Raw genomic sequence first — 13,035 nt, forward strand, 5'->3', positions numbered from 1 at the left:
CACCATGCCCCGGCTCCGGGTATTGTCTTTATGACTTTGTTTTCAGCGATGTCGGGGGAGCTTTCTTTCTGGCTCGCGCCTGAATTCAGCGAGCTTTTTTGAAGAGCGTCTTTCGCTTCCTCAAGCGTGAGGCCTTTCAGGTCGGGCACGGCGATGCTGAAAGAGCCGCCGGAGATCCACGCGTCAATTGTCTTTCCTGATTTTAAAAGAAAACCCGCCGCGGGGCTCTGGCGGAAGATACTGCCTTTTTCACCCGATGCCGTGAATTCCTGTCCGGCCACATTGAGTTTGAAATTTTTGGAAGCCGCGAAAAGTCCGGCGAATTCCGGGCTTTTACCCGACAGGTCGGGGACGGGGGATGCTTTTCTGAATATATCGGGCGTGCTCACATAGCCTTCGCTCAGGAGAATATATGACGCGCAGGAGATCAAAAAAGAGAGGATGATAACAATGAGGTAATGGTGGAATTTCATAAATATTTTACTCCTTTCCCGATTTGAGGATTATTATCTCAACACGCCTGTTTTTCATCTGGCCCTCGCGGTTGCGGTTTGAGGCGATGGGCTTTTCTTCGCCGTAACCGCTGACCATGAATCTTCCTTTGGGCAGGCCTTTGGATACCAGGTAATCGCGTATGGACTGCGCTCTTTCGAGGGACAGTGTATTGTTATAAGCGTTGCTTCCGACCGAATCGGAGTGGCCTTCTATGCTGATCTTGTTTTCGGGGTAGGCTTTGGCGAGCGCGGCGACTTCATCCAGGGATTTGTTGGCGGAGCTCTGAAGCTTTGCTTTGCCGCTGCCGAAAAGTATGTTAGACGAAAGATTCACTTTCAATCCGCGCACGTCGTCCTGTATCTTGATCTCCTTCGTCACGACTTTCGGCGGCACATGCACTCTAATTTTGACCTTGGCCGGTATGCTCTTGTTTCTGAGTACGTCGGATGCGGTCAGCTCCGCGGTATAGATGCCGTTGGGCACGACCCTGCTGTAATAATCGTCTTTGCCGTCCCATGTTATGCTTTCGGGCGCGGCGCCTTTGCCTTCAAAGAGTTTGACGGGCGTGTCCTTCTCGTCGGAAATTTCCAGCGACCACCTCTCCACAAAAGTCAGATCCTGCGCGCTGACGCTGAAGACGGCCCCGTCGTCTTTGCCGTCGCCGTCGGGTGAAATGATCTCAGGGGAGACTTCAATTGAGACGATCGGCCCGGCACGGTCTATTATAATGGGCGCGGAGCTTGTGATAACGAGTTTTTTGCTAAAATGGGCTTCAAAGAAAGCCGAGTATCGGCCGTCGGGGAGCTCTTGGTCTTCGCTGTCTTTACCGTCCCATTTCACGGACGCCGGGGTTTCGTCGGGCCAGCTCATTTTCCTCACCGTTTCGCCCGCAGTGTTCTGGATGTATATCTGCCAGGCGCGGAGCTTATAATCGCCGCTTAATTTCAGCTGGAGGTCTGTTGTGTCAAGATCTCCGTCGCCATTTGGAGAAAACATAAACGGGGAAGCCTCTATAGCCGCTCCGGGAGGAGCTTTTTCCGCCCATGACCGCGAGGCGGCCACCGGCAGGGCCAAAATGACGCTGATGCAAAAAACAATCTTGTTCATAAAATTAATCCTCTATAAAGCGCAGCCAAAACCACATTTCCAATAATATAAAGACAGCGCTTTTATGTCAATGTGATATTTATCCCAATCAAAATTTCCCTGAGCGCCCGCCGCGGCAGGAATAAGCTCTGCCCCCTGCCTACCGTCAGGCAGGCCCTATTCGGATTGATTTTTAGAGCGCATATTTATAAACTTTGAATCCGGTGGCTTGTGCGCCGGAGTTAAAGGAACTTTTTTGGATAATAACGGGAGGTAATTTATGAGGACAGCTAATCCGGCTCTGAACTCAAAAACTTTTGAGGTGACGGCCGATTATTCATCGGCGGAGAAGATGACTTTGCAGGGCACCGTCAATAAATCGGGGATACTTCTTTTGCTTCTGGCATTGGCGGCCTCCTGGGTGTGGAGAGGATATTTCAATCCCGGCACGGCCACGGGGTCGGTGATGCCGCTCATGTTCATAGGCGCCATAGGCGGTTTTGTCGTCGGTATGATAACGGTTTTCGCGAAGAAAGCGTCTCCTTTCACGGCTCCCCTCTACGCCGTGCTCGAGGGCCTTTTTCTCGGGGGTTTTTCAGCGATAATGGAGGGCCGTTATCAGGGGATAGTGATACAGGCGGCGGCGTTGACCTTTGCCGCGGCGGGCTGTCTTCTTCTGGCTTACACATCGGGCCTTATAAAAGTGAGTGATAACTTCAGACTCGGGGTTGTCGCGGCCACGGGCGCCATAGCGCTGATATATTTCCTGACTTTCATACTCGGCTTATTCAGGGTCAATGTGCCCTACATACATTCAAGCGGCCTTGTGGGAATAGCTTTCAGCCTTTTCGTGGTGGTTGTGGCCTCTATGAATCTTGTGATGGATTTTGATTTCATAGAGACCGGCGCCGAGCAGGGGGCGCCCAAATACATGGAATGGTACGCCGCTTTCGGGCTGATGGTAACGCTCGTGTGGCTCTACATAGAAATATTGCGGCTTCTGGCCAAGATGAGGGATAGAAGATAATCCGCCGGTCCCCCGGAGACGGAGACAAAATCTTATTGAAGATCAGACCTAAAAATATTTTGTTCACCGCTGCCTTTTTCGCGCTTTTTGCACTGTTGTATCTGTTGATGAGAAGCGGCGGGGCTGAACAGGAATTCATCATAGGGGCGCGCTCGGATAATGCAGGGCTCATGTATGACAGCGGAATGAAATGGTTTGACGGCGACGGCGTGCCGAAAGAAGCGATGGCCATTCTCCGGGAAAAAGGCGTCACGCATTCACTGTCGGGAATAAAAGTCTCTCCGCAGGGCAAGGACAGTTTTGACTATGTTCTGAAAAATTTTCTGCGCGCCGCGAAGAGCGGGGTTATTCCCGGCGTTGTGCTTTATCTCAGCGATCAGGAATGCTCCGTTGATATTCAGGGTTCGCCCTTGCTCTGGAGCACGTATCCGGGCGGCGAAAAGGCTTTTGCCGCAGGCGTTTTCGCTAAAAATATAACGCGGGACTTCAAGTCTGCCGGACTGCGGGTCAAATTATATTCCATAGGTTGTGACACTGATCTGGCCGTCTGCGGTGTGTCTATGAAAGATGACAGGACAAAAGCTTTTGAGATAATCAAAGCCGCAGCCGCCTCCGTCAGGAAAAATGCTCCGAGGTCGAAAATAATGCTCAGTCTCGGCCGATGGTTTGATACGGAATCGTGCGGGGATTTTTTTTCTTCCGCCCTGGAATACGGCATAGAGGCCGATTACGCGGGGCTCTCATTCTATCCGCAAAACTCTTACGAAAATGGTGCCAGCTCGCCGACGATCAAAAACTTTATCCTGGGCGCGGAGAAAATTTCCGCGATGAGCGGTCTTCCCGTGATCGTGACCGGAGCCGCGTATCCTCATTCTCCCGCCGGCGTGCCGGCGAATGATCCTCTATATCCGCTTACCGAGGCGGGCCAGAGGGACTGGCTGATAGATATGCTCGCGGCCTGTTACAACAGTCCGGCGATAAAAGGCTTTGTCTATAATCTGCCCGAAGACTACACGGGCGGGGCAAAGGATTCAGCTCTCTTCTCGTCAAAGGGCGAGATGCTTGCGGCCGGGGACGCTTTTAAGGCATTCAGGGAACCTGTGATGAACGCTTTTGAATATGCCGAAAAAGCCGTCTCTTCCGCGCAGGCGGCGAAATCAGCAAGCTCGGCGGAATTAAAAGCTCTCATGGCCGAGGCGCGTTTTCTTCTGAGGGACGGTTCTGTGGAAGAGGCGAAGTTCAAAGCGCGTCAGGCCGAATACAAAGCACTTCAATAAGTTCAAATTCAGTTTTTATTTATTTTTCTATTGCCCCGGAAAAACTTCAGACCGGCTCAGTCGTTGTGGGGTATCGCGTATTCGCTTCCGCCGATGAATTCTCTCAACGGTGATGTGCCCGGTATGACATTGAGATCTGTCATCTCGGCCGCGGCGTCAACAAGAGCGAGCGTGCGCATTCCTCTTATGTAAGGGTCAAGGCGTCCGTCGTTGCGGAGCTGTTTGATAAAAGCACTGTCCGGCATTATCGGTTTCAGCACTTTTTTCAGCGCCGGCAGTTCGTATGGCATTCCGGCGTTTATCACAGCGTCCGTAGCGCAAATGTAGGGTATGATGTGCTTGAGTTCGCCTTTGCGCACATATGGCCAGTGCGCCAGTGTCTGCTTTGGGCTGTATCCCCTGTGCTGAAAATCCCGCACCATTCTTTTCATCATGCGTATGTCCGCCCAGCGGGTGTATGCGCCGTCTATGTTCCTGAGGATATTCATGGATTCTATGTAGATGCGGAATTTGTTGGATGCCGACACCGAACGGGTGAGGCTCCGGTAGAGTCCGTGCAGGCAGTCTATCAGAAGGATCTCGTCGTCGGCCAGGTGGAATTCTGTGGTAGCATCGCGTTTGCCTGATTTAAAATTGTAGCTGGGTTTCTGTATGCTCCGGCCTTTGAGCAGGGCTCCGAAATGCTCGTTCAGAAGCTCTATATCAATCGCTTCCGGCATCTCGAAGTCGTAATCGCCGAACTCGTCTTTCGGCTGGTCTTCCAGATTCTTGAAATAATCATCAACATTCAGCTGCTTCAATTTCAGCCCTATTTTGCTCAGCTCTCTGCCGGCTATGACGGTTGTCGTGGTTTTGTTGGAACACGAGGGCCCGGCGATTATGATCATCTTTATCTCGTTTTTGCGGACCATTATCTTTTCCACGGCCTCAGCCACATCGTCACGGAATCTCTTCTCCGACAGGTCTATGAGCTCCCTGATGTCCTTGCCGCCCCTGCCGAGTACCCAGTCGTTTAAGTTGAACAGGCTCTCACAGTCGTGAGCGATGTTCCATTCCAGCGTTTTCCGGCACACTTCGTAATGGATGCCGTTGTTGGTGAATTGCAGGGCGGAGATCTCGCCGTTTTTTATTTTGTTTTTCCCTTCGCGGAAGATCATGAAACTTTCCGCTATTTCGGTCTCGCCGATTTCCTTGAGGGTTTTTTCTATCATGTCCATTATGTATTCCCGGCTTGGCCAGGTCTGGGTTTTGGAGAGTTTGATTCCCGCATAATGCGCCAGCTTGCGCACAAGAAAATCGGCTATCTCTCTGTTTTCCTCATCGCTCAGGCCGGTGAAGAGACCCCCGTCGTATTTTTTATGGGGGATCGTTTTTTTGAGTTCTCTGTCTATGAATTTCGCGAGATCTTTCCGGTCATCCGGCTCCGCGGCTTTACCCGATTCCTCTTTGAGTTTTTCCAGCGCGGCGATACACAGTCTCTCCGTGACGAAGGCGTGGTTAAGGCGTTTCAGCCGTTCCTCAGGATTGAAACTTATGTACTTTTTCAGAAAATCATGGATCAGCCAGTCAAAGCTATAGAAGGTGTCGTATATTCTCTCATGTATAACATCCGCGTATTTATGGGCTCTTCTTTCGGCTATCCAGCGGTTGGTGCTCTCCACGTCGATGATGGTCAGAATAATGGAATTGACTATCTTTGACTGCTTGAAAGTCACGACACTGTCGTACTTGTCCACCATTTTCTCTATCGTTTTTGATGCGTTCATTTTTCTATACCGTCCTTTTCAAAATATCAGCAATTATTATAGCTTCTATGCTGACGATTTGCAAGGATTATCATTCGCGATTCAGCCCCGCAAAGCGCTTTTTCGCTAGACGGAAAATTCTTAGCGGATAAAAAATCTAAAATCCCGCAACTCGCCCCGGCTTAGCGCCGGGGCTCAGACAAGCGGAATTTTTTCACGATTTTTTCTCCTAAATTTTCCTATATCGCTCTAAAGCGACTTTGCGGGGCTATCACTGCTCTGGGAATGCTTCATTAGCACTACGGGAAAGAGTCCGGCTTGATTTACATCGGCGGATTTTATAGTATTTTGCGATTATGCGTTTAAAATATCTTGAAATTCAGGGCTTTAAGTCATTCGCGGACAAGGTCAGGATCAACTTTGAGGGCGGCGTGACCGCTGTTGTGGGCCCCAATGGCTGCGGAAAGAGCAATATTGTTGACGCTCTCCGCTGGGTTTTGTGCGAAACAAATCCCCGCCGTGTGCGCTGCCTGAGAGAAAAGGATGTCATATTCCACGGCTCCGCATCCCGCTCGCAGGTGGGCTTCGCCCAGGTGAATCTCATGCTCGACAACTCGGATTCATGGCTGAATCTTGATATGGCGGAAGTGCTGGTGGCGAGAAAACTTTATGCCAGCGGCGAATCGGGATATTTCATAAATAAGGAAAAGGTCCGGCTCAAAGACATAAAAGAACTCTTCATGAACACCGGCGTGGTGTCAAACACATACTCAACTCTGGAGCTGCGCGAGGTCAGGGCCATCCTTGAATCATCCCCCGAAGACCTGCGGACGCTCTTTGACGAAGCCGCGGGCGTGACAAAATACCGCGTGCACCGCGATGAGGCGCAAAGGCGCATAACAAGGACGCAGGATGACCTCAACAGGGTGCGGGATATTATAAGCGAACTTGAAAACGAGATCAAACTGCTGGACGCCCAGGCGCGGAAAGCCAAACGGTTTGAGGCGCTGAAAATAAAACTTGACGAGGGTATCACCAGCAATATCCTCCTGGATTACAAAGATTTCTATGAGAGGAAGAATACCATGGGCAAAGAGCTCGACGCTTCCTCTGACACTCTCACCCAGCGCCGAGCAGGGCTGACGGCGGTATCCGCCGAAGCCGATAAAAAGCGCATAGACCTTGATATGATAGAGGAGAAACTTTACAGCGAGCGCTCGTCTTCAACGAATGTATTTTCATCGCTGAAGGTGCTTGAAGAAAGACTTTCCGGCGCGGCCGCCAAACTCAAAGAACTGCCCGATGAGATCAAGGAAGCGCGGGGACGCCTTGAAGAGACGAGCCGTAACCTTGAGGCGAAAAAACCGGAATACGAGAGCCTGCGCGGCAGGAAAGACGAGATGCAGAAGGCCTTTGAGTCGATAAAAGCCATGATGGAAGCGGAGGCGTCTTCTTTTGATGAGAAACTTCAGGCGGCGAAGAACGCGCTCTTTGAGACTCTCAGGGAATCGTCCGCAGCTGCTAACGGTATCCGTTCGGCGGAAGATGAGATAGAAAAAATAAACAGGCTGACCGCGAAATTATCCTCGGAGATCTCCGAGCTGGAAAAAAACATACTGTCCGTGCGGGGAGAAATAGAGACCGCGAAAAAAGCAAACGGGGACATAGAAAAAAAGATAAACGGATTTGAGGAAGCGGCAAAGGCCGCCGCCTCGGCCATAGCCGCTGAAAGAAAAAAAGAACAGGAACTAAAATCGGCCGCGGATAAGGTCAGACAGGAGATATACCGTCTGGAGGCCGCCAGAGACCAGGCGGCCATGCGCAAAACCGCCTATGAGAAATTCCTTTCATCGCGCAAAGATCAGGGCATCCTCGGCGATCTGGAAAGCGCTCTGGCAGGCGCAGGGAAATGGAAAGAGGCGCTTTCATCGTTTCTGGCGAATTTGCCCCGCGTTGTCTTTGTGAAAGATTACTCATGCATAGAGGCTCTCTCGTCGGGTGAGGATGTGCCTTACATGATATTCATATCAGCGCGGGAGATAATGGACTACCAACTGCCCGACGGCGCCGCTCAGCCTTTTGAGGGACTGGAAATAAAAGATGAATACGCCGATAAATTCCTCAGGATAATATTTTCTAAATTCGGGTTTTCGCCCGCGGAAGGAGGCAGGGCTGTTTTCACTCCCGACTCTTCCGTGAAATTCCCCTTCGGAAAGATATGCGGAAAAGCCAGGCGTTTCAGCGATCCCGCCGCGGCCCAGAAGAATATCGCCTCCCAGAGGGACAAACTCAAAGAAGCGCAGAAGCTCGTGGAAGACTGCCTCGGAAATATAAGGAAACTGGAAGCCGAACAGGTGAAGACGGCCTCTTCAATCGCCGGAGAGAGAGAAAAGATCATAGAGAATGGCGCGCGCGTTAAGATGTTTGAGAACCGCGTTGCCGACAGGGACGACGCGCTTGAGGAGAAAAGGTTTGAGAAAAAGCATCTTGAGGAAAGCCTTGAGAAGCACAAATCGGACATCACCGACAAAAAGCAGAAGCTCGAAGCGCTGAATGTCAAACACAAACTCCATCAGGATAATCTGACATCCGTTGAGAGAACTGTCGCCTCGGCGGAAGAAACCAGAAAGCATATCAGCCAGGCTGAGTATGAGGCCAAAAAACAGCAGTATGAAAAATTCGCCGTGGAATATGAGGCCGCCTCCGAAACCGTTGAGCGCCTGGACGAGGAAAAGAAATCACTTGAAAAGAATATAGGCCGGATGGAACATGAGATGAAATATCTCAATGAAAGAAATATCCAGATGAAGGAAGAGCTCGGCGATCTGAAAAAGAAGAATGCCGACGCTGTCATGATAATGAAAGAGCTGGAAGAAAAGCAGAAGGGCGGGCGAAAGGAACTTGAAGACCTGCGGAAGAAAGTCTCCGCCCTGAATTCCGATGTTTACGAGGCCCAGAAACACACCGAGGTCGCCAAGAGCGACATCAGCCACGCCGAAGAGATGCTGAAAGGCCTCTCTCACCGGCTGGGCGAGGAATTCAACCTGACCATTGACGAGGCATGGACGAAATACCCCGAGCCGCAGAGATTCCCTGAAGAGGAAATAGGCAAAATGAAAGCCAGGGTCGAGGCCATAGGCTCTGTCAATCTCCTGGCCCCCGAGGACTATGAGAGGGTGAAGAAGCGCTATGATTTCCTCAAGGGACAGTCGGACGATCTGGAAAAAGCGATCGCCGATATCAACAGCATCATATCCGAGGCCAACAAGCAGATCAAAGAGAATTTCCTCGTCACCTTTGAACAGGCCAAAGAGAATTTCAAGAATGTTTACGCCAATTTCTTTGAGGGCGGAACGGCGGATATTATACTGACGGATCCCTCCAATCCAATTGAGAGCGGCGTAGAGGTGAAGGCCGCGCCTCCCGGAAAGAAGGTGAGCTCCAACACGCAGCTCTCATCCGGCGAGAACGCTCTCACGGCCATAGCCATCCTTTTCGCTCTGTTCCAGATAAAGCCGTCGCCTTTCTGTATACTTGACGAGGTGGACGCGCCGCTCGACGACTCGAATGTCGTGCGCTTCAACAAGCTGATAAAGGAATACTCCCACAAAACGCAGTTTGTGGCCATAACGCACAACAAGAGAACGATGGAAATGGCGGATGTTATGTACGGGATAACGATGGAGGAATTCGGCGTGTCCAAACTAATTTCCGTCAAATACCGTAAAGTTGGCGAAGAAAACGAAGTTTCTTGACATCCCCGTCTTAACAGGAGACAGGGAGGATATATGCGAGAGCATATACGAAAAACTCGCCCGCGGAGAAAAATTCCACCTTATAACGCTCAACGCTCTTATGGTGAACCACGCCTTTGAGCATCCCGATTTTTTCAAAATCCTTAAAGCCGGACTCTGCGTCAACGATTCCGTCGGCATACGCATGGCTTCTTTTCTGCTGACGGGCTGCGCCATAGCGAATTTCCCGGGCATAGAACTCTTTTACAATCTGTGCGCTTTTTTCGCGTCTCGGAAGAGCCGTGTTTTTGTTTACGGCTCGTCGGAGGATGTTAATAAAGCCGCCTGCGGGAAACTCCAAAGGCGTTTTCCGGGGATAAATATATGCGGCCGTCTGAACGGCTATGCGGATGACGCGGTGAAGATCATAAAGAATGCCCAACCCGGATTCCTTTTCGCGGCTCTGGATTCGCCCCGTCAGGAAAACTGGCTCAACGAGCATCTTACGGAGCTCAAATGCGCGGGCATGGGGATAGGCGGCACGCTGGATGTTTTCTCCGGGAAGCTCAGAAGGGCCAACCCCGTTTTCAGGGCCGCCGGTTTAGAGTGGCTCGGACGGCTTCTGCGTGAGCCATGGCGGGCCGGGCGCATTATGCGTCTTCCCGTTTTTCTCGCCAGGATCATCAGGATTTACTTTTCCCGACGATTCCCGCGCGGATAAACAAGCGAAAGTTCCCCTATATAATTATTTCCGTTGGTCAGGGCTTTTTGCTATAATCACAATCGAGCCGGAGTGATGGAACTGGTAGACATGCGGGTCTCAAAAACCCGTGAAGGCGACTTCGTGTGGGTTCGAGTCCCACCTCCGGCAAAATAATCAGGGGCGCCGGTCGCGACGAATAAGGAGCGACGAGCGAGCAAAGCGAGCGAAAGGCGCGGGCGCGAGTCAGTGAGCGCCCCGGGGCCCGAATGGTAGCGAGAGCGTCGGGAGAGAAGGAGTTCCACCTCCGGCAAAAATATAGGGATTATTGAAAAAAGGAATTGAAAAATGGCTAATACGATAATTATCATCTTCACGCTTATCGCGGCGCTGGGAATTTATCTCAGCCCTCGCGGCTCGGCGGCTTTTCTTCTGCCTGCGGCCGGGGTGTTCATCATATCCATAAGGGCGGAGGCCGTTCCGCTCACACATGCCGCTATGATCTCGTCGGCGGGTATTATATTCTTTGCCCTCGGTAAAATTTTTCAGCGCAGAAAAAAGCTCATGTCCGCTCTCGGCGTCATAGCCGTATGGGCGCTCACGCTCCTGCGTATATGCTGAAATACATCCTCCGGCGGATAATATCCTACATCCCTCTTCTGATAGGCATAACGCTGATCTCTTTTCTGATAATGAGGCTCTCCCCGGGAGGGCCGGAACTCATGGCGGGCTTCGGTTCCGCCGACAGCGACCCTGAAGTCCGCGAGAAGATCGTGCGCATCTACGGCCTTGACCGGCCTCTGCACGAGCAATACCTGAAATGGCTGGGCAATATCGTGACTCTGGATTTCGGCGTCTCATTCCAGGACGGAAGGAGCGTCTCAAAAAAGATCATGGAGAGGCTTCCGGCGACGATTCTCCTCAATGTCTGTTCTCTCTTTTTCATATTCCTGATAGCCGTGCCCGCCGGCGTCTACTCGGCGGCGAAGCCCGGCTCTTTTTTTGACAGAGCCGTCACAATCCTCGTCTTCGCCGGTTTCTCTGTTCCGGCCTACTGGCTCGCGCTCATCTTCATGGACTATTTCGGCGTGAGGCTGGGCATCCTCCCTATTTCGGGGCTGGTTTCTTCCGGATGGGATTATTTCAGCCCGGCGAGGAAGGTCGCCGATGTGGCCTGGCATCTCATACTTCCTGTTTTTATTTCAGCTTTTACGGGCCTCGCATCCCTGTCAAGATATGTCCGGGCGGAAATGAAAGAAGTCCTTTCCATGGATTTTATCACGGCCGCCAGGGCCCGGGGCGTGGGCGAAGGAGATGTCATCTGGAAACACGCCTTCAGAAACGCTCTTCTGCCTCTTGCGACGCTCACGGGACTCATGCTCCCGTCGATAATAGGGGGAGGGGTCATATTTGAGACGATATTCTCATGGCCGGGCGTGGGGCGTCTCATGTATCAGGCCGTCATGGCGCGGGACTACCCCCTCATCATGGGAAACGGCGTGATCGTGGCGGCGCTGACTCTCGCCGGAAATTTCATAGCTGATGTTTCCTACGCTTACATAGACCCGAGGATACGCTACAAATGAGAAAAGGCGGATCCTGCGTCGAGAAACTGCTTTTATATTCTGCTTTTCTCGTTCCGGCGCTCTTCATAGCCGCGGCGCTCGCCGCGCCGTCGCTCAGCTCTTATTCGCCATACGAGCAGAATCTTAAAAAGAGGTTCGCTCCGCCTTCGCCCTCGCACATAATGGGAACGGATGAGTTCGGAAGAGATGTTTTCGCCCGCCTTATTTACGCGGGGAGGGTATCGCTGGCGGTGGCGGCGGTCGCCGTGGTGATATCGGTCATCATAGGCACTGTCCTCGGACTTTTCGCCGGTTTTTTCGGCGGCTGGACGGATTCGCTCATAGTAAAAATGATAGACATTTTTCTTTGCATGCCCACCTTTTTTCTCATACTCATGGTGGTGGCTTTCTGGGGGCCTTCGGTCAGGAACATAATGATCGTCATCGGCGTCACTTCGTGGCCGGGTCTGGCCCGGCTTGTCAGGGCACAGGTGCTCTCGGTTTCAAAAAGAGATTATATCAGCGCCGCGCGCTCCCTGGGCTACGGCAGGATGCGTATAATCTTCGTTCACATACTCCCGAATGTCCTGGCGCCGGTTTTTGTCGCGGCCGTGCTGGGTATAGGAGGAGCGATACTTGTGGAATCCGGGATCTCATTCCTGGGGCTGGGCGTTCAGCCGCCCTTTGCCTCATGGGGGAACATGCTCTCTTCCGGCAGGACCTATATGGGAACGGCATGGTGGCTCTCTTTCTGGCCGGGAATGGCGATTTTCATAAATGTTCTATCCTTCAATCTTGTCGGAGAACATCTCAAAGACAGATTCGGCCGCTGACAATAAGTATCGAAAGTCAACCCCTGGCACCATTTTCACATTTTCATGGCACCATTTTCATTTGCGTTATTGTAAAACACCGTGGCGATTGATATAATCCGGACATGTCGTTTATAGATGATTTTTTCTCAAAAAAAATGTGGGATGTGCGCAGCTACAGGCCTTTTGTCAAAAAGGTCGCTGCGCTGGAAGATGATGTAAAAAAACTTTCCGACGAGGATTTCCCGAAGGAAACAGCCAGGCTCAGGGAAGAGATAAAAGCCGGCGGAAACATCCAGAAGATCCTTCCTTACTGCTTCGCTCTCGCGAGGGAAGCGTCCGTCCGCGCGCTGGGCCTGAGGCATTTTGATGTGCAGATAATGGGCGGCGCTGTGCTTTTTGAGGGCAAGATAGCGGAGATGGCAACCGGAGAGGGTAAAACCCTTGTGGCGACGCTGCCTGTTTACGCCAAGGCTGTGCAGGGAATGAAAACCCATATTGTCACGGTGAACGATTATCTCGCCCGCCGCGACGCTTACTGGATGGGACCTATTTACCGCTTTCTCGGGCTAACCGTGGGATTTATTCAGCACG

General features: G+C 51.7%; 11 protein-coding genes and 1 tRNA gene. 9 read left to right on the forward strand and 3 right to left on the reverse strand.

From position 1 onward, the window contains the following. Together FP827_04090 and FP827_04095 are read right to left on the reverse strand one after the other, a co-directional pair. Window positions 1-473 (reverse strand): PASTA domain-containing protein (locus FP827_04090; GenBank protein ID MBA3052254.1); only part of this gene is annotated, 473 nt, incomplete at its 3' end. Window positions 474-480: 7 nt separating this feature from the next. Continuing rightward, window positions 481-1,602, reverse strand: a complete 1,122-nt coding sequence (locus tag FP827_04095; GenBank protein MBA3052255.1) for an OmpA family protein — start codon at window positions 1,600-1,602, stop codon at window positions 481-483. Window positions 1,603-1,861: 259 nt separating this feature from the next. Between FP827_04095 and FP827_04100 the strand changes: the two genes are divergently transcribed. Continuing rightward, on the forward strand, window positions 1,862-2,608 hold the full coding sequence (locus FP827_04100; GenBank protein ID MBA3052256.1) for a Bax inhibitor-1/YccA family protein: 747 nt from the start codon (window positions 1,862-1,864) through the stop codon (window positions 2,606-2,608). Between the two features lie 35 nt (window positions 2,609-2,643). Next, the gene (locus FP827_04105; GenBank protein ID MBA3052257.1) at window positions 2,644-3,885 is read left to right on the forward strand and encodes a hypothetical protein; all 1,242 of its coding nucleotides are present in this window, start codon (window positions 2,644-2,646) and stop codon (window positions 3,883-3,885) included. A 56-nt stretch (window positions 3,886-3,941) separates the two neighbouring features. On the opposite strand, the gene FP827_04110 is transcribed toward FP827_04105, so the two are convergent. Beyond that, window positions 3,942-5,651 carry a hypothetical protein gene (locus FP827_04110; protein ID MBA3052258.1) on the reverse strand — a complete coding sequence of 570 codons (1,710 nt, stop codon included), beginning with the start codon at window positions 5,649-5,651 and terminating at the stop codon, window positions 3,942-3,944. Window positions 5,652-5,986: 335 nt separating this feature from the next. Between FP827_04110 and FP827_04115 the strand changes: the two genes are divergently transcribed. The 7 genes from FP827_04115 to FP827_04145 form a co-directional block, all read left to right on the forward strand. Beyond that, the gene (locus tag FP827_04115; GenBank protein ID MBA3052259.1) at window positions 5,987-9,385 is read left to right on the forward strand and encodes an AAA family ATPase; all 3,399 of its coding nucleotides are present in this window, start codon (window positions 5,987-5,989) and stop codon (window positions 9,383-9,385) included. Then, entirely contained in the window at window positions 9,360-10,085 is a 726-nt protein-coding gene (locus FP827_04120) for a WecB/TagA/CpsF family glycosyltransferase (protein MBA3052260.1), read from the forward strand. Before FP827_04115 ends, FP827_04120 begins: the two co-directional genes overlap by 26 nt. 66 nt (window positions 10,086-10,151) lie before the next feature. Beyond that, a tRNA-Leu gene (locus FP827_04125) sits at window positions 10,152-10,235 on the forward strand. A gap of 177 nt (window positions 10,236-10,412) precedes the next feature. Further along, window positions 10,413-10,685 carry a hypothetical protein gene (locus tag FP827_04130; protein ID MBA3052261.1) on the forward strand — a complete coding sequence of 91 codons (273 nt, stop codon included), beginning with the start codon at window positions 10,413-10,415 and terminating at the stop codon, window positions 10,683-10,685. After that, on the forward strand, window positions 10,679-11,650 hold the full coding sequence (locus FP827_04135; GenBank protein MBA3052262.1) for an ABC transporter permease: 972 nt from the start codon (window positions 10,679-10,681) through the stop codon (window positions 11,648-11,650). Before FP827_04130 ends, FP827_04135 begins: the two co-directional genes overlap by 7 nt. Beyond that, the gene (locus tag FP827_04140; protein MBA3052263.1) at window positions 11,647-12,462 is read left to right on the forward strand and encodes an ABC transporter permease; all 816 of its coding nucleotides are present in this window, start codon (window positions 11,647-11,649) and stop codon (window positions 12,460-12,462) included. Before FP827_04135 ends, FP827_04140 begins: the two co-directional genes overlap by 4 nt. 104 nt (window positions 12,463-12,566) lie before the next feature. Next, window positions 12,567-13,035, forward strand: a 469-nt coding sequence (locus FP827_04145) for a preprotein translocase subunit SecA (GenBank protein ID MBA3052264.1), incomplete at its 3' end; no start/stop codon positions are given.

It is taken from the genome of Candidatus Omnitrophota bacterium (genome assembly GCA_013791745.1).
Classification (GTDB): Bacteria; CG03; CG03; order CG03; family CG03; genus CG03.

Coding starts and splice junctions, on each gene's coding strand:
- FP827_04115 (MBA3052259.1), top strand. CDS start 5,987: ATGCGTTTAAAATATCTTGAAATTCAGGGCTTTAAGTCATTCGCGGAC.
- FP827_04135 (MBA3052262.1), top strand. CDS start 10,679: ATGCTGAAATACATCCTCCGGCGGATAATATCCTACATCCCTCTTCTG.
- FP827_04140 (MBA3052263.1), top strand. CDS start 11,647: ATGAGAAAAGGCGGATCCTGCGTCGAGAAACTGCTTTTATATTCTGCT.
- FP827_04110 (MBA3052258.1), bottom strand. CDS start 5,651: ATGAACGCATCAAAAACGATAGAGAAAATGGTGGACAAGTACGACAGT.
- FP827_04130 (MBA3052261.1), top strand. CDS start 10,413: ATGGCTAATACGATAATTATCATCTTCACGCTTATCGCGGCGCTGGGA.
- FP827_04100 (MBA3052256.1), top strand. CDS start 1,862: ATGAGGACAGCTAATCCGGCTCTGAACTCAAAAACTTTTGAGGTGACG.
- FP827_04095 (MBA3052255.1), bottom strand. CDS start 1,602: ATGAACAAGATTGTTTTTTGCATCAGCGTCATTTTGGCCCTGCCGGTG.